The 23425-nt window shown below is 47.8% G+C and carries 18 protein-coding genes; 11 read left to right on the top strand and 7 right to left on the bottom strand.

Annotated features, from left to right (window positions below):
- Positions 1-55: 55 nt before the first annotated feature.
- On the bottom strand, positions 56-1222 hold the full coding sequence (locus C943_RS04505; RefSeq protein WP_008624709.1) for an AIR synthase related protein: 1167 nt from the start codon (positions 1220-1222) through the stop codon (positions 56-58).
- 208 nt (positions 1223-1430) lie between these two features.
- Between C943_RS04505 and metK the strand changes: the two genes are divergently transcribed.
- Positions 1431-2684: a methionine adenosyltransferase gene (metK, locus tag C943_RS04500; protein ID WP_008624708.1), complete on the top strand. Its 1254-nt coding sequence runs from the start codon at positions 1431-1433 to the stop codon at positions 2682-2684.
- Between the two features lie 180 nt (positions 2685-2864).
- Here the strand turns inward: metK and C943_RS04495 are convergent, their stop codons facing one another.
- Positions 2865-3461, bottom strand: a complete 597-nt coding sequence (locus tag C943_RS04495) for a Crp/Fnr family transcriptional regulator (protein WP_008624707.1) — start codon at positions 3459-3461, stop codon at positions 2865-2867.
- A 104-nt stretch (positions 3462-3565) separates the two neighbouring features.
- Here C943_RS04495 and C943_RS04490 point away from each other — a divergent pair, with 104 nt between their 5' ends.
- The 7 genes from C943_RS04490 to C943_RS04455 all read left to right on the top strand — a co-directional run bounded on the left by C943_RS04490 (position 3566) and on the right by C943_RS04455 (position 10829).
- Positions 3566-4171 carry a flavodoxin family protein gene (locus C943_RS04490; protein ID WP_008624706.1) on the top strand — a complete coding sequence of 202 codons (606 nt, stop codon included), beginning with the start codon at positions 3566-3568 and terminating at the stop codon, positions 4169-4171.
- A 2-nt stretch (positions 4172-4173) separates the two neighbouring features.
- The gene (locus tag C943_RS04485; RefSeq protein ID WP_040479005.1) at positions 4174-4623 is read left to right on the top strand and encodes a DoxX family protein; all 450 of its coding nucleotides are present in this window, start codon (positions 4174-4176) and stop codon (positions 4621-4623) included.
- The gene (locus C943_RS04480; RefSeq protein ID WP_008624703.1) at positions 4620-5240 is read left to right on the top strand and encodes a hypothetical protein; all 621 of its coding nucleotides are present in this window, start codon (positions 4620-4622) and stop codon (positions 5238-5240) included. The genes C943_RS04485 and C943_RS04480 overlap by 4 nt, the downstream gene beginning before the upstream one ends.
- A 458-nt stretch (positions 5241-5698) precedes the next feature.
- Positions 5699-6142, top strand: coding sequence for a DMT family transporter (locus C943_RS04470; RefSeq protein ID WP_040479000.1), 444 nt, complete (start codon positions 5699-5701; stop codon positions 6140-6142).
- 89 nt (positions 6143-6231) lie between these two features.
- A complete protein-coding gene (locus C943_RS04465; protein WP_008624693.1) occupies positions 6232-8541 on the top strand; it encodes a T9SS type A sorting domain-containing protein in 2310 nt (769 codons plus the stop codon).
- 217 nt (positions 8542-8758) lie between these two features.
- A complete protein-coding gene (locus C943_RS04460; protein ID WP_008624689.1) occupies positions 8759-10336 on the top strand; it encodes a phage tail sheath family protein in 1578 nt (525 codons plus the stop codon).
- 40 nt (positions 10337-10376) lie between these two features.
- Positions 10377-10829, top strand: a complete 453-nt coding sequence (locus C943_RS04455) for a phage tail protein (RefSeq protein ID WP_040478996.1) — start codon at positions 10377-10379, stop codon at positions 10827-10829.
- A gap of 82 nt (positions 10830-10911) precedes the next feature.
- Here C943_RS04455 and C943_RS04450 read toward each other — a convergent pair whose 3' ends face one another.
- On the bottom strand, positions 10912-11907 hold the full coding sequence (locus tag C943_RS04450) for a D-alanine--D-alanine ligase (protein WP_040479131.1): 996 nt from the start codon (positions 11905-11907) through the stop codon (positions 10912-10914).
- 210 nt (positions 11908-12117) lie between these two features.
- Here C943_RS04450 and C943_RS04445 point away from each other — a divergent pair, with 210 nt between their 5' ends.
- Positions 12118-13200, top strand: a complete 1083-nt coding sequence (locus C943_RS04445; RefSeq protein WP_051069498.1) for a metallophosphoesterase — start codon at positions 12118-12120, stop codon at positions 13198-13200.
- A gap of 26 nt (positions 13201-13226) precedes the next feature.
- Here the strand turns inward: C943_RS04445 and radA are convergent, their stop codons facing one another.
- Together radA and C943_RS04435 are read right to left on the bottom strand one after the other, a co-directional pair.
- Positions 13227-14603, bottom strand: a complete 1377-nt coding sequence (gene radA / locus C943_RS04440) for a DNA repair protein RadA (RefSeq protein WP_008624684.1) — start codon at positions 14601-14603, stop codon at positions 13227-13229.
- Between the two features lie 580 nt (positions 14604-15183).
- The gene (locus C943_RS04435; RefSeq protein ID WP_008624683.1) at positions 15184-16527 is read right to left on the bottom strand and encodes an amidohydrolase family protein; all 1344 of its coding nucleotides are present in this window, start codon (positions 16525-16527) and stop codon (positions 15184-15186) included.
- 415 nt (positions 16528-16942) lie between these two features.
- Between C943_RS04435 and C943_RS22195 the strand changes: the two genes are divergently transcribed.
- Positions 16943-17362: a hypothetical protein gene (locus C943_RS22195; protein ID WP_169334602.1), complete on the top strand. Its 420-nt coding sequence runs from the start codon at positions 16943-16945 to the stop codon at positions 17360-17362.
- A 650-nt stretch (positions 17363-18012) separates the two neighbouring features.
- Here the strand turns inward: C943_RS22195 and C943_RS04420 are convergent.
- Positions 18013-20538 (bottom strand): M14 family metallopeptidase, encoded by a 2526-nt coding sequence (locus tag C943_RS04420; protein WP_008624663.1) that lies wholly within the window; start codon positions 20536-20538, stop codon positions 18013-18015.
- Between the two features lie 866 nt (positions 20539-21404).
- Complete coding sequence (locus C943_RS04415; RefSeq protein WP_008624658.1) at positions 21405-22112, bottom strand: head GIN domain-containing protein; 708 nt, start codon at positions 22110-22112, stop codon at positions 21405-21407.
- 205 nt (positions 22113-22317) lie between these two features.
- On the opposite strand from C943_RS04415, the gene C943_RS04410 reads away from it, so the two are divergent.
- On the top strand, positions 22318-23382 hold the full coding sequence (locus C943_RS04410) for an acyloxyacyl hydrolase (RefSeq protein ID WP_008624657.1): 1065 nt from the start codon (positions 22318-22320) through the stop codon (positions 23380-23382).
- The last annotated feature ends 43 nt before the right edge of the window (positions 23383-23425 follow it).

Here is a 23425-nt window from a genome sequence, read left to right as displayed (position 1 = left end):
AACAGGACTAAATCTACAAAATTTTCTTTATGGGCATCGAGGGGCAAGCTTGATTTCAGGCATATTCAAACCTGCCGTGTTGCCCGATGATACTGACTTTTTTGCCCGCATGTGCCTCCACGTGTCCGATGATTTTGGCGTCCACGCCGAATGACTCTGAAATATCGATCACTTCTTGGGCAAAGACTTCCGGGAGATATACCTCTAGCCGGTGGCCCATATTGAATACCTTGTACATTTCTTTCCAATCGGTATTGCTTTCCTCTTGGATGATTGTAAAAAGCGGCGGTGTGTCAAAAAGATTATCCTTGACGATATGGACGTTTTCAACAAAATGCAACACTTTGGTTTGTGCCCCACCGCTGCAGTGTACCAAGCCGTGGATTTCTTTACGTAGGTTTTTGAAAACCTCCACCATGATCGGTGCATAGGTCCTTGTCGGTGACAGTACCAATTTGCCCATATCCACTGCAAGCCCGGGGGCTTTGTCTGTCAGATTGTATTTTCCGGAGTAAACCAATGCCTCGGGGACGGCAGGGTCAAAGCTTTCGGGATATTTGGTCTTCAGCACCTTCCCAAAAACGTCATGCCTCGCAGAGGTCAGCCCATTGCTGCCCATGCCGCCATTGTATTCGTTTTCATACCTTGCCTGTCCAAAAGAAGCCAATCCGACGACCACATCGCCCGGTTGGATCGTATGGTTGGAAATCACCTCCGCGCGCGGCATTCTGCAGGTGACGGTGCTGTCCACGATGACGGTGCGGACCAAATCCCCCACATCCGCGGTCTCGCCTCCCGTCAATGTCACCTGTACGCCATGGTCCCGCAGCAACTGAAGCACCTCCTCAGTCCCATTGATGATGGCGGCAACCACCTCCCCCGGAATCAGGTTTTTGTTTCGGCCGATCGTGGACGAAACCAGGATATTGTTGATCGCACCGACGCACAATAGATCATCGATGTTCATGATGATCGCATCCTGCGCAATTCCCTTCCATACACCCAAATCCCCGGTTTCTTTCCAATACATGTAGGCAAGGGAGGACTTGGTTCCTGCCCCGTCAGCATGCATGATGTTGCAGTAGGCAGGGTCGTTGCCGAGGTGGTCTTCTACAATTTTGCAGAAAGCCTGGGGAAAAAGCCCTTTGTCCAGCTTTGCGATAGCACGGTGGACATCCTCTTTGGCGGCGGATACACCGCGCTGCATATACCTTTCGTTCATGTTGGGAAAATCAGGAAATGCCGCAAAGTTAAGGATTCTTGTGGGATTGGCAGGGCGCGGCGCTTTCTTCCTCCGACCTGGGGGCTTGTTTTTTGAAATGTAGCCGTTTCAAACCCTATCGAACCAGTAGGGAAACTTGTACTGTCTCCATTTTTTATTTCGCCCTGAAACCCTAATTTTACGAGTCGAATAAGAAAACCAACAGGATATGCCATATTTATTTACTTCAGAATCAGTGTCTGAAGGACATCCGGACAAAATCGCAGACCAGATTTCGGATGCTTTGATCGATAATTTTTTAGCTTTTGACCCCCGTTCCAAAGTCGCTTGTGAGACTTTGGTTACCACAGGTCAGGTGGTCTTGGCAGGCGAGGTGAAGTCGGAAACCTACTTGGACGTCCAATTGATCGCCCGTCAGGTGATCAACCGCATCGGCTACACAAAAGGAGAATACATGTTTGACGGCAATTCCTGCGGCGTGCTCTCTGCCATCCATGAGCAATCTCCCGATATCAACCAAGGTGTCGACCGCGCTCATCCCGAGGAACAGGGCGCCGGTGACCAGGGAATGATGTTTGGCTATGCTACAACGGAAACCGACAACTTCATGCCTTTGGCCTTGGAGCTTTCCCACAGGATTTTGATCGAATTGGCCGCGCTGAGGCGTGAAAACAAGCATATCCAATACCTCCGTCCTGATGCCAAATCACAGGTGACGATCGAGTATTCCGATGACAACCAGCCACTGCGCATCGATACGATCGTGATTTCCACGCAGCATGATGACTTTGCCGAAGAGACAGCCATGCTCGCGAGGATCAAGGAAGACATGATCGGCATTTTGATCCCTAGGTTGAAAGCCAAGCTGAAGCCTGAGATTCAGGCCCTCTTCGACGATAAGATTACCTACCATATCAACCCGACCGGGAAATTTGTAATCGGAGGCCCCCATGGGGATACCGGCTTGACAGGTAGAAAGATCATCGTGGATACCTATGGTGGCAAAGGTGCCCACGGGGGTGGTGCCTTCTCCGGCAAAGACCCCTCCAAAGTGGACCGTTCCGCAGCTTACGCAACCCGCCATATCGCTAAAAACATGGTGGCGGCAGGTGTGGCCGACGAAATGCTCGTTCAGGTTTCCTATGCCATCGGCGTTGCCAAGCCGATGGGCATCTACGTCAATACCTACGGTACCGCCAAGGTCAACATGACCGATGGCGAAATCGCCAAAAAAGTCGGAGAGATCTTCGACATGAGGCCCTATGCCATCGAGCAGCGCCTGAAGTTGCGGAATCCCATCTATGAGGAAACCGCCGCCTATGGCCACATGGGACGCAAAAACGAGATTGTCACCAAAACCTTCCGGAATCCCTACGGTTCCACGAAGACCCTCGAAGTCGAACTCTTCACTTGGGAAAAGCTGGACTACGTCGACAAGGTCAAAAAGGAATTTGGATTGTAACAAACCAGGAAAGCGGCTCAGGCCGCTTTTTTGCTTTCTATCCGGCTTGTGTGAAAAATGCGATATACCTAACTACCACCTAGGGCCTATTCGATACCGAGAAGGGGTTTTGTTTTTTTGATGGATGTTGTCTATGGGTTTTGCTTCAAGAGTTGAAATACAATCAAGACTTACATACCCCTATTTCAAATTATACTTTGAGTCCTTTAGGCGCTTTTTAATTTTACTTAAAAATTCAGGTGAAATACCCAGGTAAGAAGCTACCAACCTCTGCGGAATCCTCACCTCTATTTTGGGATATTTTTTTACAAAGGACAAATACCTATCCTCTGCAGTCATACTGATGTTTTGAATAATCCTTTGCTGGAAAGCCACAAACGCCCTTTGTGTCAGAATCCTGAAATAGCGTTCCAATTTTGGGATTTTTTCATAAAGCAGTTCAAGGTTTTCATATGCCAATTCCAATACCGTGGAATCTTCGATAGCCTGTACATTGAACGTAGCGGGTACCTGCATGATAAAGCTGTTTAGGTCACTAATCCACCATCCTTCGATAGCAAATTGTACAATATGTTCTTGTCCGTTGAGATCAATAAAGTAGGTACGAATACTGCCTTCAATTACAAAGTTGGTGCAACGGCTGATAGCACCCTCATGTGACAAAAACTGGCCTTTCTTGATTTTCCGCTCCCTGACAAGGGAGACAATTAACTCTTTGTCAGTCTCAGAAAGCTTTATCTCTTTTTCTATGCTCTCAAATAGTAAATCTGCCTTCATCTTGAACTAGTTCAACTAAAAACGATAATCCAGTTTATTTCCCAGCCCTTCACCGCACTCTAATTTTGTATGGAACAAAAGGCGGAAAAACCGCACATAGAGACATGAAAGTAGCAATTATTTATCACAGTGGCTTTGGACACACCAAAATAGTGGCCGAGCGAATTGCAGAAGGTGCAAGAAAAAAGTTGAACGATGTCATTTTGCTTGACAGCAAGATGGCGATACAGCAGCCCAAATTATTATTGGAATCTGACACCTTGGTTTTTGGCAGTCCAACATACTTTGGGAATGTGTCGGCCGAGTTCAAACTCTTTATGGAATCTACCGGTGGGGCATGGGCCAACCAACTTTGGAAAGACAAATTGGCGGCAGGGTTCACTAATTCCTCCAGTACGAATGGGGATAAGCTCAATACGCTTACCAGTTTATCCATCTTCGCAGCCCAACACGGTATGCTATGGATTCCACTCGGCATAATGCCTAAATACGACAGCGCCGGTAAGCAGCTTCCCGAGCCAAATGGGATGGCCAGTTATTTAGGATTGATGACGCTGTCCAGCAATTCCCATGAGGAATTTTTTGAACCTGAAGACCTGCACACTGCAGAACTTTTTGGGCAACGCATAGCCGAGCTTACCAGGCAACTTAAATCGAAGTCCAAAGATTACACCGAAAAAAAGAATTTACTCACTACAAAAACAATCTAAAAATGAAAACACAACTTTTGAACACAACTGAAAATTGGGGAGCAACAGCCATTCGTTTTGCTCTCGGAATTGTCCTTTTCTCTCATGGCGCCCAAAGTATGCTAGGGTGGTTTGGAGGGAGTGGATTACAGGCCACTATCAAGTTCCTATCAGACAATATGGGACTTCCGGCATTTATCGCATTTGCTGTCATCTGTATCCAATTCTTCGGGTCATTGATGCTAATTACCGGGGCGCTGACGCGGATTGCCGCATTGGGTGTATTTGGAATTTTTATCGGCATGGCCAGCTACCACTTCGATTACGGATTCCATATGAACTGGTCGGGAACTAATGCCGGCGAAGGATATGAATACCACGTGCTCGTTTTGTCGATGTGCGTGATGTTGTTCATTACTGGGGGAGGAGCGCTGTCCTGGGATCGAAAAATGGTTAAAAATCATCCCTTATGATCCGATGGGTAGTCGTCTTGATTGGGGTGTTCGCTGTTGCTGCCGTAAATGCACAAACCGCCACCATTGAAGCAATGCTGGGAAAACAGAATTTCTTCTACCAGCATACCATTTCAAAAAGTATGGGTAGTTCCCGGTTTGGGTTTATGCATACCTCTTCGCTTCACGCCTTTTATGAAGGGGAGGAGATGAATGAATTGATGAGCCAATCCTATATCACTTATTCTCTGACGGATTTTGTCAAGCTTGGCCTGGGCACATTTTACGCCAGCAAGCCGGGCATCTCGCCGTCTGCCTCCCTTCAATTCCGATATGCTAACCGTGATTTTAGGGCATTCCTAGTTCCAAGGGTTGATCTACAAAAAAGTGGATCAGTGGAAATGATGCTGTTGTTGGAGTATACGCCGGCTATTGCCGAAGGGGTCCGACTTTATTCCCGAGCCCAGCTGATGACCAACTATGGCCCCAAACATCACAACAGAAGTTTCCAAAATTTCCGTGCGGGGATGCTGCTTGGAAAAACAGCGGCGGGCATCGCCTTAAACATTGACGAACGGGGCAGCGAGGTTTCCACACTTTACAACCTTGGCGTCTTCCTCCGACATCAATTGAATTAAACCGGAGTGGGTAAGAAAGACCGTTTCCTGGAAGTGGTACTCTGTGCACTGCCTTATTGAATTCCTTTCTGTTAAAAATTTACTTCTCCACTATCGAATATTTTAAAACCATTTAAACTAAAAAAAATCATGAAAACAATGATCTGCGTATTCCTTATCCTCATTTCTATTGAGACAAATTGCTTGCATGCATCGACTAGCCGTAACCTCCACATGCCTTCAAAGGGTTATTGGGTGGTAGAAAATGATCCTTTTAAGTGTGACCGTGCCTTTGTCCACTATTATGACGTCAACGATAACATGCTTCATTCTGAACTCATCGTACTGCGTTCTGAAGATTTCCTTAACAATAGACTCAAAAGAAGATTCAATAAAAAGCTTAAACAAGTCCTATTCGAAGAGGAAATGACGAAAGCATCGGTGCTGGATAATCGATCGTTCTCAAAATCAAGATAGAAATGAACAAGATTTATTTAGTACTGGCCTTGGTAGCCGGGTTTGTCTTGCCGCTTCAAATTGCCTTCAACAATAAGCTGACATCTTTTTCGGGAAATGCCATCACGTCCTCGTTGATATCCTTTTCTGTGGGAACGATCGCCTTGGTTGTATATAGCATATCGAACCCTTCGGCAATGTACAAATCATTTTTGCAGATCGGTCAGTCCCCTCCTTATGCCTGGCTGGGGGGACTGGTCGGTGCATTTTATATCATTTCTACCATCGTCGCTTCACCAAGAATTGGGATCGCCGTGTTTTTGGGTCTCGTTGTTTGCGGTCAAATGGTGACCTCGCTTTTATTGGACCATTACGGCCTATTTGGAATGCCAGTAAAGCCATTCAATTGGGTAAAGGGGATAGGTCTCATTTTGGTGATTGCGGGAATCTTCCTTATCAAAAAATAACCAAGACCAATGGAGTTCTAAGTTGAAAATCGACCCGGATTTCCTTGAGGTTAAGTGAAATGGTGCAATTAGAAAATGGAATCAATATTATGAAGCTACTTTTTTTGACCGCAATCATAGCGCTCGTTAGTGCATTTTCCCTAATGGCTCAAGAATTTTGGCATACCACAAGGGATTTTCCTGGTGGGGTCAAGACCTCGTTTGCAGCCAGAGAGGATTCAATATTGGTGGTGGGAACTGCCGATGGCATTTGGCTTTCGCACAATGAAGGTTTTGAATGGGAGAAAAAATTAGCTTCATCCCACATTTCAAGCCTACTTTTTTCTTCTTCGGGGACTTTGATCGCAGGGGGAAATGGCAAGATCTTTTTTTCTGAAAACGAAGGATCAACTTGGGACTCGGTAGGTGTGGGTACCATTTATCCGATAAGGAAAATTATAGAGAACAAAGACCAAACGTATTTTTTTATTGCCAGTGGATTTACAAATGAGGAAGGATTTGTGGGAGATGGCGTTTTCTACAGTGGGGGTGATATCAAGACTTGGGAACCGCGAAATACAGGTCTGCCTACCGGATTGCTCGCAGCAGAACAACTCGCGGTCGATAAAAATGGCAGAGTCTATGTCAGCTTGCCGGATGAGAATACTTCTGGTAAAGGAGGATTATATTTTTCAGATGATATGGGAATGACATGGAAACAATCCGCTTTGTTGGTTGACAATTTCGGTACCATCAAAGTGTTGAATTCCTTTGGCATAAGCATTACCCCGGAGGATTCTGTAGTGGTAAGTGTGGCGGGGACCAATGTCAATTTTTCAACCCGGTTGAATTTGGTCAAGCATATCAATGATGTTTCTCAAGATTCCCCATGGAAGCCTTGGTACGTCCGCAAAGCTGGTAATTGGTGGGATGACCTCACATTAAATGAAATCCATTGCGCCAAAAACGGTGACTGGTATAGTTCTGTAAATAGTTCTCGGAGTTCGGGAGGCTCCTTCTATTCCACAGATAAAGGCATGAATTGGGTAAAGAGGACAGAGGGAATGGGAATCAGCCAAACGGATCGGTTTGAGAGGAATTTTCACTATGAATCATCAGCAGGCAAAATATTTTTGGTTCAGCTTTTGGACGAGCGTGTATATTACACCAATCAGTCTCTATTGGCTCCGGTTATTCTTTCAGGAAAAGTCACCGATGATCAAGGCAAAGCATTGACCGGAGTGACTATTCAGGCAAAAAACAACATTGTACGCAGCAATTCAAATGGGGAATACGAGGTAGTAGTTCCCACCGGTTGGTCCGGCAGGATCACCCCGACCTTGGGAAATTATGAGTTCAGTCCCGCATTTGTATCTATACAGGATGCCCGAAATCCGACCCAAAATATAAACTTTGTCGGCACCTACACGGGCACTTACTTCATTTCGGGCAAGGTAAGCGACGTCAGTAACCAACCTATTGCCCAGATTCCATTGTCAGGTTTTTCTGAGGTCGTGTATACCAATGATTTTGGATACTATGTCGGAGAAGTGCCGGCACGGTGGACAGGTACAATCACTCCCGAATTGACTGGCTACGAATCTAATCCCGGTTCGATGCTATACGTCGATTTGAGGTCCGACTTGGTAGACCAAAACTTCCTCATTCGAAAAATTGGCTCTGTTTACATTATAGGGATAGTTAATGATGAAAACGGCCAATCTTTCCCAGGAGTCACATTAACGGGATTCCCTGAAACTACCAGAGTAGACCAGTCCGGAAAGTTTTTTGGTGAAGTACCTAAAGGTTGGACTGGGTCAATTACTCCTGTGGCGGAGGGATATACATTTGTTCCCAATAGTCTTCAGGTTACCAATCTTCAAAGTGATTTGCTCAATCAAGTTTTTGTGGCTATCAAAGAAACGGGAACCTACCTTTTGTCAGGATATATCAAAGACGAACGGGAATCACCGGTCCACGATGTTCTGCTTACAGGTCTCCCAAGTGAAGTAAGGACCTTGGAAGACGGAAGTTATCGGATTGAATTACCCAAAGGTTGGACGGGTGTGATTACGCCAAAATCAGAAAAATACACCTTCGAGCCCGTTTCCATACCGATCAATGTACTTTCTGGCCAATTAGACAATCAGAGCTTTGTGGCAAACATTGTCACAGGAATTGAAGATGAAGAGTGGGACCTTTTTGATGTTTATCCCAATCCTTCCAGGAGCAGAAGTATTCATATTCGGTCTGAATACATTGGAGATTTAACAGTTTTCGACTCAAGTGGCCGGAGAATATGGTCCGGCAATTCGAAAGATGCAATTGGGGCCGTCATTCATCTAAATTCGTCAGGCGTATTTTTTGTCAGCATGTCTTATATGAATCGCGTGCAGACAAGGAAAATAATAGTCTTTTAGCCCTGTGGAAAGCAACAATGTTTGGCAAATGAAATGTTTGATATCATTGCCAGGATCCACCCAACTACCACCAAAGGACGATTCTTTGTCCAAGGGAGTCGGGGGGAATTTATCGTCCATTTTTATCCCGTCCATCCCCATCGCAGGAAAGGAAAATAACCTGATTTTAATCGTCTGATTTTTTGTAGCTTTTACAGCATGATTCCCCAAATGCATCATGGCACAAACCCAAAAAATTCCAGGCATTTATATAGAAGAGAAAAATGCTTTCCCGAATGCTGTTGTAGAAGTCGCGACGGCGGTACCCGCATTTATCGGGTACACGGAAAAGGCGTTGCACAACGGCAAATCCTTGCTTAACCGACCTACAAGAATTACATCTTTGTCGGATTATATGGCTTTTTTTGGGGCTGGATTTCACCCAACTTTCAAACTTGAATCTCCTCAAGGAGGAGACAATAGGAAGCTGATGTTGGGAGCAGCTGAAATGGCAATCAAATTTGCACCGCATAACCAACTTATCTTTTTTGACAGCATCCGGCTGTTTTATGCCAATGGGGGAGGTACTTGCTACATTGTCTCAGTCGGTACCTACGAGGGCAAAGACTCCTTGGAAATCCAAAAAGACCAACTTTTGGGTCAGGGCAAGGACGAAAAAGGGAACCCTATTGACGGGGGTTTGCGCTCATTGGAAAAGGAACAGGAACCGACCATGGTTGTTATCCCGGAGGCAGTCTTACTGGGGGAGGATTGCTATGAGGTGTATCGGGAGGTGTTGGCGCATTGTAGTCAGATGCAAAACAGGATCGGGATTTTTGACCTCTTTGACGGGTTTAAAAATAAAGGCGGAGACGATCCGATAGATTTGTTCAGAGTGAGCATAGGGACGGATTTTTTAAGCTACGGGACTGCCTATTATCCATGGTTACATACTACTATAGTTCAACAAGGGAAACTGAGTTTTAAAAACCTTGATCCTGAAATAGATTTGGAATCAATCCTTCCAGAGCCAAAAGCCAAAAAATTGCTTAGGGAATTCCCGAAGGATGAAGCCCATTTTAGAACAGTATTTCAAAAAAAACAACCTCATATTTCGCAATCTGCGGAAGTCGATTTCGACGACTTCTTAAATAGCAAGAAAGACGAGCTGCACAAGGGCTTGTTGGCAACCAGTCCAACATATACCTCTATTTTGGAAGAAATGAGGGGTAAGATGAATCTATTGCCCGCCGCTGCGGCATTGGCAGGAATATACACCATGGTAGACAATACCGTGGGAGTCTGGAAATCCCCAGCCAATGTCTCCCTGAATGCCGTAATTCGGCCTGCCGTCGAAATTTCCCAGGAAGCACAAGAGGACTTAAATGTTCATATCTCAGGGAAATCGATCAATGCCATCAGGACTTTTGCAGGAATAGGGACGCTGGTTTGGGGTGCAAGAACCCTCGATGGCAACAGCCTCGATTGGAGGTATATCAATGTCCGGCGAACGGTATTGATGTTCGAGCAATCCATCAAGCTTGCACTGGAAGCCTATGTGTTTGAACCCAATGAATCCAATACTTGGACTTCGGTAAAGAGTATGATTGTCAATTTCCTGACAAATAAATGGAAGCAAGGCGCACTTGCCGGCGCCTCGCCCGAGGAGGCTTTTGATGTTCAGATCGGATTGGGTGTTACCATGACGGGATTGGATGTGCTCGAAGGTAGGATGCTGGTTTCTGTCAAATTGGCCATCGTCAAACCTGCGGAATTCATCGTGCTTACTTTTGAACAACAAATGCAAAAACCCTAGAGAAAATGGGTAGCTTAGGCAATATTAATCCTTCGTGATCATGGCAGGAGAAACACAAGACAGCAATTGGCCTTTGCCAAAGTTTTACTTCAAAATAGATTTGGGCAGTGTCAAAGACGTTCTTTTTCAAGAAGTAAGTGGCTTGGAAGCGGAAGCCCAACCCATAGAATACAGAGGTGTAAACAGTCCAGTATTCTCTACGATCAAAATGCCCGGAATCGCCAAAATTGGTAATGTGACCATGAAAAAAGGCATATTCAAGAGCGACAATGCCTTTTGGGAATGGTACGGGGAGATCAAAATGAACACGATCGCACGTCAAAATGTGGTCATCAAATTGTGCGACGAAGGTGGAAACCCAACCATAGTGTGGACATTGGCTAACGCATGGCCCACAAAAATCAGTTCCACAGACATAAATGCTGATGCCGGTGAAGTGGCTGTCGAAACCATCGAGTTTTCACATGAGGGGCTGACAATCAGCAACCAATAGATAAGACAGTATCAGGTTTTGTTTTGCCGAAAAAAGTCGCAGCCTGCACATACCCCTTGACAAAAGCGGAGGAACCGCAAGATCACTTCCCAGTCCCCAGCATCTCCTCAATCAACAGCGTATAGAAATCCCTGATCGCCATGCCCGTCGCCTTGACCTGTTGGGTAATCAAACTCGTCTCTGTTTGGCCGGGGACGGTATTGATCTCGATAAAATAGAAGTTACCGCTGCCGTGTTCGAGGAAATAATCCACGCGCACCGAACCCTTGCAGTTGAGCTTTTGGTAGATTTTTTCAATGATGCGGTTGACGCGGGCGACTTCCTCGCCTGACATCCTGCCCGGCGTGATTTCCTCGGTAACTCCGGGCACATACTTGGCCTCAAAGTCAAAAAACTCCTTGCTACTGATGATTTCGGTGGCAGGAAGGACGGTAATGCTGCCTTTGGCTTTGTAGACACCGATCGAAAACTCCCGACCGGATACAAACTCCTCCACGAGGACTTGGGAATCTTCATGAAATGCCTTGTCCAATGCCTCCTGCAATGCCGAAGCCTCCTTGACCTTGCTCATCCCAATGCTGCTGCCGCCATTGTTGGGCTTGACGAAAAGGGGGAGTTTGAGGTTTTTCAAGATCTTTTCCGCCTGTCCGACCTGCTTCCCAAAAAGCTGCATGGACTTTGCCACGTGCAGTTCGGGAATGTCCTGCACAATAGCCTTGGTATAGCCCTTGTTCATGGTAATCGCCGAAGTCAGGGCATCGCAGGTGGTGTAGGGAATTCCCAGCATGTCAAAATACCCCGCCAACTTGCCGTCTTCACCCGGTGAGCCGTGGAGGATATTGAAGATCCCGTCAAATTTGATTCTTTCCCCGCCCAATAGGATCGAAAAGTCGTTCAGGTCGACAGGGATTTTATCGCCGTTGCTGGTTTCATGGTACCAATTCCCCGGATACACCAGAATCTTGAAGATGTCATATCGGGCATGGTCGAGGTTCTTTTCGACGACGGCAGCACTCTTGAGGGATATCACCGATTCGCCGGTGAAGCCTCCAGTAACAAGGGCAATCTTTTTCTTCATAGCCTGTAAATGTAAAACGAATACCGCAATCATACACCGATCCATCGCCGGGTATTGAAAAATTTTAGGCTTGGTTTGCTAGGTTTTTTCCGAATTTACTAATCCTAATCTACAGCAATACATCCAATTAAATCCATGAAGGAGGTTGATAAGCAAATATTTAGCACTAACTTGATTTCAGGTTGTTTTGGCCCTTAACCCAGTTTAGCCATGAAATTTTTCCCCGTTCCCAGTATTGTTTTCGCTTTCATGTTGGCTGCTCAAAGCTTGCTCGCCCAACAGGCGGATCAGCGTTTTTCCGAAGGGCCCTACCTCTACTACAAAAACAATAAATTGCACGCCAAGTGGATTGAAGACGGACAGCTGAAAACGGCCGAAAACCTAAGCTCCGACAAACTCAAGACTTCATTAGGATGGGATTTTGGTATCGAAATCATCAAAAAGAAGATGAAGGAAAAACCGGAGCCTCTACAGCATTTTGCCAACGTCCAAAAAGTAGCTGTCATATCGGATGTCCACGGGCAATTTGGCCTCATGGTCAAGCTGCTGCGCCAACATGGCGTCATCGATGCCAATAATCGCTGGGCATTTGGCACCGGGCATTTGGTCGTCAATGGCGATATCGCCGGGCGTGGCAACCAGGTTACGGAAGCACTTTGGCTCGTGTATCATTTGGAGATTCAGGCAGCGGCAGCAGGAGGGAAAGTACATTACCTGGCTGGCAATCACGAACAAATGCTCCTCAGTGGGGACAACCGATTTCTCAATGAAAAATACACCCAAAGTGCCCGCCTGATGGGCATCACCATCCAGGAGATGTATGGGAAAAACTCCGTCTTGGGAGATTGGCTGCGCAATCGGCCCGCGCTGGTCAAGATTGACGATTACCTGTTTGTCCATGCGGGTATCTCGCCGGAATACCTGGGCAGGGAATTGACGGATGAAAAAACCAACAAGTTGTTTTACAATTATATACTTGGATCAAAACGACCCGCCCGCCAACTCAGCAACACGATCAGTTTTCTCAATGGGGAAAATGGCCCTATTTGGTACAGGGGCTATTTTGTGGAAGGTCAGGTAGATGGCAGCACGATTGACAGCATGTTGAAATACTTCGATGTACAGCGGATCATCGTGGGACATACCTCGCTTCGAAGGGTCACCGCGATGCACCGAGCAAGAATCATTGCCGTGGACTCCAATATCAAGGAAGGAATCGACGGGGAAATACTGCTGATCGAAGGCGATAAATACTTCAGGGGCACGCAAAGCGGGGAGAAGATACCGCTTTGACAATCCTCCAAGGGTTTCGCCCTACCCTACCCAAACATCCGCTGATATACTTCCTCCATCTTGCTGACTTGCAGGATTTGGATTTTGAATTTTTTGAGATCCAAGCCCTTTACGGCATACTTGGAAACCATGATTTTCTTGAAGCCCAGCTTTTCTGCCTCGGCGATGCGGTTTTCGATCCGATGGACGGCCCTGATTTCCCCTCCCAAGCCCACTTCGCCCGCAAAACACAGATCCCCTGGCACGGGATGATCTTCATAGGAGGAAATCAGCGAGGCACAAACAGCCAAGTCCAAAGCCGGGTCATCTACCCGAAGACCTCCTGCGACATTGAGGAATACATCCTGCTGTCCCAGGCGCATGCCCCCACGCTTTTCCAAAACGGCCAACAGCATGTTCAGCCTCTTGGAATCAAAACCGGTACTGCTGCGCTGCGGGGTACCATATGTCGCCGGACTGACAAGGGATTGGATTTCGATCAGCAGCGGGCGATTCCCTTCCAACATGGCGCCGATGGCCACGCCATTGAGAATTTCCTCCCGTTGGGTCAGGAGAATTTCCGAGGGATTGGCGACGGGACGCAAGCCATCCGTCCGCATCTCGTAGATGCCAAGTTCATTGGTCGAGCCAAAGCGGTTCTTGGAAGTCCTCAAAATCCGGTAGGACAAATGCCTGTCCCCCTCAAATTGCAGCACGGTGTCCACCATATGTTCCAATACCTTGGGACCCGCAATCGAGCCGTCTTTGGTGATATGTCCAATCAGAAATACCGGCACCCCCGTCTCCTTGGCAAATTTCATCAGCTCCGCGGTACATTCCCGGACTTGGGAGACGGACCCTGCAGCGGATTCCACGTATTGGCTGTGCAAAGTTTGGATGGAATCGATCACCAAAAGGTCCGGTTCCAAGAGCTCGATCTGCTGGAAAATCTGCTGGGTATTCGTCTCGGAGAGTACATAACAGTTGTCGGAAAACTGCTGCATCCGATCAGCCCGCATTTTGATTTGGGCCTCGCTTTCCTCGCCGGATACGTAGAGGACCTTCAATTGGGGCAAGGAAAGGGCAATCTGCAGCATCAGCGTAGATTTTCCGATTCCAGGTTCCCCGCCGATCAGCACCAAGGAACCCGGCACAATTCCCCCGCCCAAGACGCGATCCAATTCGGCGTCTTTGGTAACGGTCCTTGGTTGTTCCTCGAAATTGATCTCCTGCAAGCGCTTCGGCACGGCTGCCCTTTTCTCTTTGGCAGGACTCGCTTTCCATGTCCCCCGTCCAACTTCTTCCTTTTGGATCACTTCTTCCACATAGGTATTCCATTCCCCGCAGGAAGGGCATTTCCCGATCCATTTGGGACTCTGTGCTCCGCAGTTTTGACAAAAAAAAGTGGTCTTGATCTTGGCCATGGTAGGCGTTTGGTTAATGGTAATTTGTTATTGAGTTATCGGATAGTCCATAGTCGATAGTCCATAGACCATAGCGGTGGACTCGTTTTTTTGGTTATTGAGTAATTAGTTATTGGTTATTGAGTTATTGGTGTATTGCTGCTTCCGGGTTGGTATTATTCGACATTCATTATTCGACGTTCGATATTCGTTATTCTCATAGTTGGTCGATTCTCAATAGACCCCGCCCCAGCATTCGTCCTTCTAACTTCGTCCTTCTAACTTCGTACCTCGTGATTTAGGTTATTGGTGTATTAGCGTTTCCGCGTTGGTATCATTCGACATTCATCATTCGGCGTTCTATATTCGTTATTCACTTTTTAGCCCATAGTAGAAAGACCATTGTCCATAGCCGCGGCTTTCGTCCTTCTACCCTCGTACTTCGTACTTTTCCTCCCTTCGTCCTTCCCCCTTCGTCCTTCCCCCATCGTCCTTCTAACTTCGTACCTCGTACTTTTCTTCCGCTCGTCCTTCTAACTTCGTAATTCGTACTTTTCCCTCTACTTGGTACTTCGTACTTGGTACATCGTACAATACTTTCCTACCTCACCCTTTTTCCATGCTTGATCACCATATCGACATTTTGCAGGAGGACGACATGGCGAAGTACATCTCCCCGGACCGTGATGATATCGGCGTATTTTCCTTCGGAAATAGTCCCGTAATCCTTGTCGACCTTCATGGCTACTGCGGGCCAATAGGTTGCCGCTTTGATTGCGAGCATCGGGTCATAGCCAAACTCGTTAACCCAGACGTCCAGCTCGTTCCAGGTGCTTTGGCTGTGGAACTTCATCGGAATGCCGCTATCAGTTCCGATCAGCATAACCACCCCGGATTCTTTGAGTTGGTTGAACTTCTTCTCCAGAGTCGGCTTGCGCACAGGTGTAAGTTGGAAGTAGGGCATCCTGCCCGGGAACCGCAAAGATGCCCGGATATCGCGGATGATGGAATCCGGTAAACCCAAATGCCAAGAAGGATCGTCCAGTTTCTCAGGGTTGTTGCGGGTATATTCGTAGTTGAAAAGGCCCTCGACCGTGGGCGTCCAAAACAGCGGCCCCATATTCATCTTGGCGGTCCTTTCCTTGATCATGGCCACGATATCGGCAGGATATTCGGGGGCAGATGCCAAACCCGTATGCTCAAAACAATCCACGCCGATCTTGAGGCCAATGCGGATTTCGTCCGGCCTGTGTGAATGGGCAATCACGGGCTTGCCATATTTGTGCGCTTCATCCACCACGGCCTTGGCTTCCTCAAAAGTCATCTCGTCATGGTCGATCAGTTTGATCACATCCACACCCGCATCCACGAGTTTCTTCACCTTGGCCCGGGCATCTGCGGCGCCGTTGATACCCCAGCGGAAAGCTTCCGTACCGGGATAGGGGGCCTTTTGGATAAATGGCCCAGAAACATAGATCGTCGGGCCGGGGATTTCGCCTTTGTTGATGCGGTCACGGACCTTGATGCTGGCTTCCAAAGGTGCGCCGAGGTCCCGGGCTGAGGTCACTCCCGCCATCAGGAGTTGATGCGCAGAGGAGGGCATAATGACTGATTCAAAAACGCCGATATAGGTACTGTCCCAATGGGTATAATTGCTGTGTCCATTGATCATAAGGTGCACGTGCATGTCCCAAAGCCCAGGCATAACGGACATACCTTCGGTGGAAATGATCTCCGCATTGGCCGGAATTTCTGTGGAACCGACTTGCCCGATTTCCTTGATACGTTCACCTTCGATGATAATGACGGAATTCCGCAACGGCGGCCCTCCAAAGCCATCGATCAAGGTTCCTCCGACTAGCGCTTTGGTGTTTTGGGCATACAAGGGAAAGGAAACCAAGAGCAACAGAAAGACGATAGCAGGTAAATATCTGTAAGTTTTCATGGGATTGGTGGTTGGTGCTTGAATTTAGGAATAATAACCTTTCGGGAAATTTCCTTCTGTCAAAAATCAATCGCCCTGCTTTCGGGATTGCCCAGAACTTGTACGCTGAAAGCCTTCCTTTGTCATTCCGAGGAACGAGGAATCTCTATACCTATTCCAAAATAACAGGCTTCAATCTAAAGGACAAACCTCCCTTTGTCATTCCGAGGCACGAGGAATCTATCGCAGTCCATAGCAACAGAAAGACCCCTCTCCACGATAGCAATCGGGGTCGGGGTGACAAAGGAAAGCCTATCCCCCGAACTCTGCGCCAGAAAAAGGGTGAAGCCATCCTTTGTCATTCCGAGGCACAAGGAATCTATCGCAGTTCTTAGCAACCGAAATACCCCTCTCCACGATATCAATCGGGATCGGGGTGAAAAAGGGAAGCCTATCCCCCGAACTCTACGCCAGAAAAAGGGTGAAGCCATCCTTCGTCATTCCGAGGAACGAGGAATCTATCGCAGTTCTTAGCGACCGAAAGAGCCCTCTCCACGATATCAATCGGGATCGGTGCGACAAAGGAAAGCTTATCCCCGAACTCTACGCCAGAAAAAGGGTGAAGCCATCCTTCGTCATTCCGAGGAACGAGGAATCTACCGTAGTCCATAGCAACCGAAAGACCCCTCTCCATGATATCAATCGGGATCGGGGTGAAAAAGGGAAGCCTATCCCCCGAACTCTACGCCAGAAAAAGGGTGAAGCCATCCTTTGTCATTCCGAGTTTTTAAAATTTGGCATTTACAGAAACGAGATGACAACAGACTCAAACCCCCACCGGGGGGTTGAACCTTGAATAGCCCCGGGTTTTAACCCGGGGTAGAATGTGATGCAAATTTGGATCAACCCCAAAGGGGTTGAACTATTGATGTTGGGATTCTTGTCATTGGTAGGCACGAGGAATCTATTCTGACTGATGTAATAGCCCCCTCTGCCGATAGCTATCGGCACTAGGGTGACAAATTGAGGCCTGTTTTTAACGTGAGGCCTAACTGGGGCTGAGGTGGTCAATTCTTCAAACTGCACAAATTACCTCAATCGATCGCGCGGAGGAATGAAAGTCCACCGGGCCGGCTAGGGCCTTGCGCGATAGCCTAGGATTGGACTTTCTTGTCCTTTTTTGGTTACTTTTTTTGACAAGAAAAAAAGTAACAAGAGAAAGATGGAATGGTAATCCCGTCCAGCTCGGAGAGTGAGTAATGATATTGAGCCAATTACAAATTGCCAGGGATAGGAGGGCGGGAAATGACAGCTGCGTCCTATCACTCCGTTTCCGAAAACCATAAAAAAAATCGGGGAAGCACAGGATTCAACCCCATCCTTCCCCGACAATTCTTGTTGATAAAACTTTTGGAAATTCGATCCTCAAAATACCTGAAGGCTATCTCTACATCAACTCCAACCCATTAACCTTATAACTTAATAACTTTTTAACCTTCTCATCTCCTACTGCCCTACCAAAAACACGGCATTGGCCACCAGCAATTTTCCATTTTCCCAGAATGCCCGGAAAATCGGATTGTCCGAGAAATAGATCACCTGTCCACGGCCATGGTTTTCCACCCCGAAGGTCATGGATTTTGGCATTTTGGGCTTGAGCTTGTTGCCGATATAACCGAAGCGATAAGCCTCGGCATCGGGAATGATACCCACGTTGACACCCTTGTCCAAATAAGCAAACCGGCTGCCGTTGTTTTTCAGGGTGTAAAATTTATCCCCAAGGCCAAAACCTAGTGGATGGGTGGGGTCGATTTTCACTTGGTATACAGCCCCTGCTGCAGAAGTGGCGATGCCCATGCGTTCACGGTCCTGATAAGGCTCCAGCCTTTCCACATTTTGGATATCCTTTTCGGTCTTTTCGGCAGCCTTTTTTTCCTCCTCTGTATCATACCTGCTGAGGTCAAAGCCTTCCTTGTCGGCAAAGGCATTCATGGCATTCTCAAAAGCAATGACACGGCCTCCTGCGCGGACCCATTCCATCACCTTTTTCAGGTTGTTGTCGGAAAGTGAACCTCCCCAAGACGAGGGCACAATCAAGACTTGGTACTTGCTAAGGTCAGCACCGCCCAAACTTCCCGCATCCAATACAGTCAAAGGATACTTGAGCTCTTGCTCAAAGAAATACCAAATTTCCCCAAAATTGAGGGAGGAAACCCCTGCACCGGAAAGAAGGGCAACTTTTGGTGCGGTGATCGGCCTGACTTCGGGTGAACCAAAGTCCTTGCCTTTTTCCACATATGCCGATACTGTGCTCTCTAGACTGATTTCAAATTTGTTGGCTATGTCCGTGACTTTCTTGTCGAAGTCGGGCACATATTGGTTGCCATTTCGGTGGATGATCAAGGTACCGGATGGGTAATTCTTCCCATTGATGGTAAATGCCTTTTCGGCATATCTCACGCGTACTTTCGCCTGCAGCAAAGCAGCCAAAAACTTCGCATGATTTGTGGCATACCAAGGGGCCAAATAGGCCACGGGTGTTCCGTTCACCTGATTGGGGGTAAATGCGGGTTTTTCAAACTTTTTCCCTGCATCCAGCCTGGTCTCCAAGGCATACGCTTGTAGGCCGTAGGCATAGGGCAAAGCCCAGCTTGTGATATCGTAGGTGATGCTGTCCTGGAGTTTTGCCTCGGGCTCGAAGAGCACCTGGGTCAGGACCGACTTTGCCTGATAGGCATTCAGGACGATATCCTTGTCAGTGGCGGCAAAAGTGGCGGCCTTGCCTGTATTGTAATCCAATCCTTTGAGACCGGAAGCTGCCTTGGCATAGCCGTATTGGATATGGTTTTTGTCCAAAAGTGCCAAAAGCGCCTTCAGCCTTTCGGGGTTTTGGTCACCTTTGATGACGAAACTCTTGTACTTGCCACGCGGGTTGCTGCGGTTGGATTGGAAGTACTTCGCAAACTCATCGGTCAGCCTCGCTGCATTCAGCGCCGTCACTTCCACGGCAGAGATGCCCGCCGTATGTTGATGGGCAATCCGTTCCTTTAACGTCACCGTGTCGCCAAGGGCATTAAGCATCCCAACACCCGCACGTCCTGAACCGCCCTTTTCGATCGTCATCCCGATTGCCCCATTGTACATGGGATAGGTGTCGCCGTAGGAAGGATACAGCAAGTCAAAGCGCTCCTTGGTGAAATACAGCCAGCCGTTTTGGTCAAAATGCTTGGCGGTGTTTTTGCCATAAATATCTTGGAACTCATGCTGGAAAGCCGAAAGCTGCTCGTGCAAAGGTTGCGCCGCCGGGGCAAAATAGAAGGGCTCGTTGATACCTTGCTCGTGGTAGTCCACGAACAAGTGTGGCATCCACTGATGGTAAAGTGCCAAACGCTGTTGGGTCTCCTGTTGCGTCTGCCAAGCCCAATCCCGGTTGAGGTCAAGCAAGTAATGGTTGGGTCTGCCGCCTGGCCAAGGTTCCGCATGTTCCATGGACTGCGGGTCCGGCTGCATAATGCTGTTCTGCTTTTGGTTGTACCACATCGTATACCGGTCCTTTCCGTCAGGGTTGGCACAAGGGTCGATAATGAGAACCTGGTTTTTCAACCATTCCTTGGACTGGGTATTTTTTGGATCTGCAACCTGCCAAAAGGTCGTCATCGCAGCTTCCGTGGCCACAGCCTCATTGCCGTGGACATTGTATTGCATCCAGTTGATGGCAACCTGCGTAGCAGGACTGCCTTCGACCATTCCGGTCCGCTTGAGGTTGTCGAGGCGGATATTTTCCAAATTGGCCATGTTTTCAGGGCTGGAAACAATCGCTACAAAAAGCGGCCGATGCTCGTAGGTCTCTCCATAATAAACCAACTTCACGTTGGGCAGGGTGGCCGCGAGGTGCTCAAAATAGGCCACCACCCGGTGGTGCGGCGTGAAGCGATCGCCCATTTTGTAGCCCAAGAATTCCTCAGGGCTCTTCTGTGCCATGGCCGTTCCCGCAAGGAAAAACGCCATTATCAGCAACCATTTGTTTCTCATAAAGTCTTTTCGGATTTAGAAGGCGGCAAGATAAGCGGAATTGAAGAAGCCTGCAAAGGGAGAACGACCGGGAAAAAGCTAAAAGGTTTGGATGGCTAAAAAGCTGCTGGTTATTGGTTATAAAGTTATTAGTGGATTGGTGTGTACCGTGAGTCACCGTTCGATATTCATCATTCGATGTTCATCATTCGAAATTAAGGTATTAGTGGATTCGTGCTTCCCGACGGGGTCATTCCATATTCATCATTCGACATTCATCATTCGTTATTCTTATAGTTGGTCCATAGACCATAGTCGATAGTCCATAGACTCCGCCCCAGCATTCGTCCTTCCCCCGTCATACTTCTAACTTCTACCTTCGTACTTTCCCCTACTTGGTACTTCGTACTTAGTACTTGGTACAACCCCCTCGTACTTCGTTATTTGGTTATTGGTTATTAAGTTATTGGTGTATTGCTGGGTTCTGCTAGGCACTGTTCGATATTCATTATTCGACGTTCATCATTCGTTATTCTTATAGTTGGTCCATAGACTCCGCCCCAGCATTCGTCCTTCCCCCGTCGTACTTCTAACTTCTACCTTCGTACTTTCCCCTACTTGGTACTTCGTACTTAGTACTTGGTACAACCCCCTCGTACTTCGTTATTTGGTTATTGGTTATTAAGTTATTGGTGTATTGCTGGGTTCTGCTAGGCACTGTTCGACGTTCATCATTCGTTATTCTTATAGTTGGTCCATAGACCCCAACCCAGCATTCGTCCCTCCCCCGTCGTACTTCTAACTTCTTACCTCGTACTTGGTACATCGTACTTCGTACTTGGTACAATTTCATTCGTACTTCCAACTTCGTACTTCGTACTTATCCCTCATTTCCTCGTCACCTTCCCAATCCCATCCACCTTTTCGTTGACGGTCTTGGGATTGCCGGAGTATTCCACGGCCCCGATGCCGTTGACTTCGATGGACAGATCCTCTTCGCAATGCACCGAAACCCTTCCGATTCCCGAGCTCTTGAGGCTCAGGGTCTGCGCTATCAGCCCGGAAGCATCCACATTGCCGATGCCCTCATTCACCAAAAGCACGTCCGTGGCTTTGCCTTTGAGCTCCATATTGCCCAGGAGGTTAAACTCCGCATCGATACTTTCTGCCTCGATGTCCAGCTTGATATTGCCCACGCCTTTGCCTCTGATGAGGATATTGTCCAAGGTCAGGGCCTCTTCGGTCTTGATATTGCCGACGCCCTCAAAGGTAAATTCCTCCAGATCAGCCACCGCAAGGTGAACGGTCAGTGATTTGTTCTGGAAAAAACTCGTTTCCCCCTCCTCCATGCTCAGTTCGAGCAGGTCCCCGTTTTGCTTGACCTGAAGTTTATCGGCCATTTCCTTGTCGCCCTCGATACGCAGGGAAGCTTGGTCCGATTGGGAAAGGACGAGGCTAAACACCCCATTGATCTTCAGGCGGGATACCCCATCCAGATCACGGGTTTCACTTATTTGTTCGCCAGTATGTTTGTTGCCGGAATTACAGGAAAACATCCATGCGGCGAGGAGGATGCCCAGAAATAGTCTTTTCATAATGCTGTGGTTTGGTCTTTGAATTTAAGGAATTGGCACGAGAATGCGGCAGTTTCCCTGCAAAAAGCACATGATACACAGCCAGCTTTTGGTTTCAGACAATGGGGGCTAACCACTTGGCCATCCTTTCGTTAGCAATCTCCGACGGTGGTTGAAAAAAAAAGAATGAAGCTGCTTTACTTTACGCAAACAAAATTGCCTGATTTTGGATCATAAGGTAGGATTGACAGGTATGGGAAAACGCTTACTATTTCTGGCAGCACTTTTTCTTTGGGCGGAATCAAATGCCCAGAGCGTCAAACGCTTTTCGCTGGAAGGACAATATGGATTTATCATTCCCCATTCTCCCGAACTGAAGCCCCTATCCGAATCGAACCCCTACGGCTTCAACCTGCATTACCAGGTCCTTAAAACCGACAAAACCAATTGGGATGCCTGCGCTTGTTTTCACTTCCTCGGCATACAGCTTTCCCATTACAATTTTGCCAATCCCGCTGTTTTGGGTTCCGCGACGAGCATTTCAGGGACCTTTGAGCCCATCCTTTGGCAAAACAATCGCCTGCGGATCTCCCTACTCACCGGGGTCGGCGTGAGCTATCTGAACGAATATTTCGATGCCATCGAAAATCCGGACAACATCTTTTTCTCTTCTCCGATTAGTTTCTTGGGCTTTGTCAGTCCAAAGTTGGAATACCGTTTTTCGGACGCTTGGTCCGCCCACTTGTCCTTTGCCTACAACCATATCTCCAACGGCGGCCAACGCCAACCCAACAAGGGCATGAATTTTCCCCTGCTGGGATTGGGATTAAATTCCTATCTCCAAAATCCGGAATTGCCCAGCCATGAAAAAGCACCCATTTCCAAAAATTGGGTAGGCTACATCGACGCGGGTTTTACCACGAGTGAAGTGACGGGTTCCACGGCCAGAAAGCCCGTTTTGGGCTTGGCGCTGGGGGCGTACCGTTCCGTCTCCCGGATCAATGCCCTCGGTGGGGGCTTGGATATCGTGGGGGATTATGCGGTCAGCAACGAATCGCCCGCCCTGATGCCGGCCGTCTTTGTTGCCAACCATTTCCTGTTCGGAAAATTCGACTTCAGCCAGCGCATGGCCCTGTATCTCCACAAACCCGACAACTACCAAACGGCGGCTTTCTACCAACGCTACCTGTTGATGTACCGCGCGTTCCGCAACGTGTCCCTGGGTGTCTCCATGAAAGCCCACGGTCATGTGGCCGAACACATGGACCTGCGGATTGGCTATCGGTTTTGAGCGCAAAGAGGGATAGAAACCTTGCCCGGTTTTGGAATTTAAA

Source organism: Mariniradius saccharolyticus AK6, assembly GCF_000330725.2.
Classification (GTDB): Bacteria; Bacteroidota; Bacteroidia; order Cytophagales; family Cyclobacteriaceae; genus Mariniradius; species Mariniradius saccharolyticus.
This window is presented reverse-complemented; position numbering and strand designations above follow the sequence as displayed.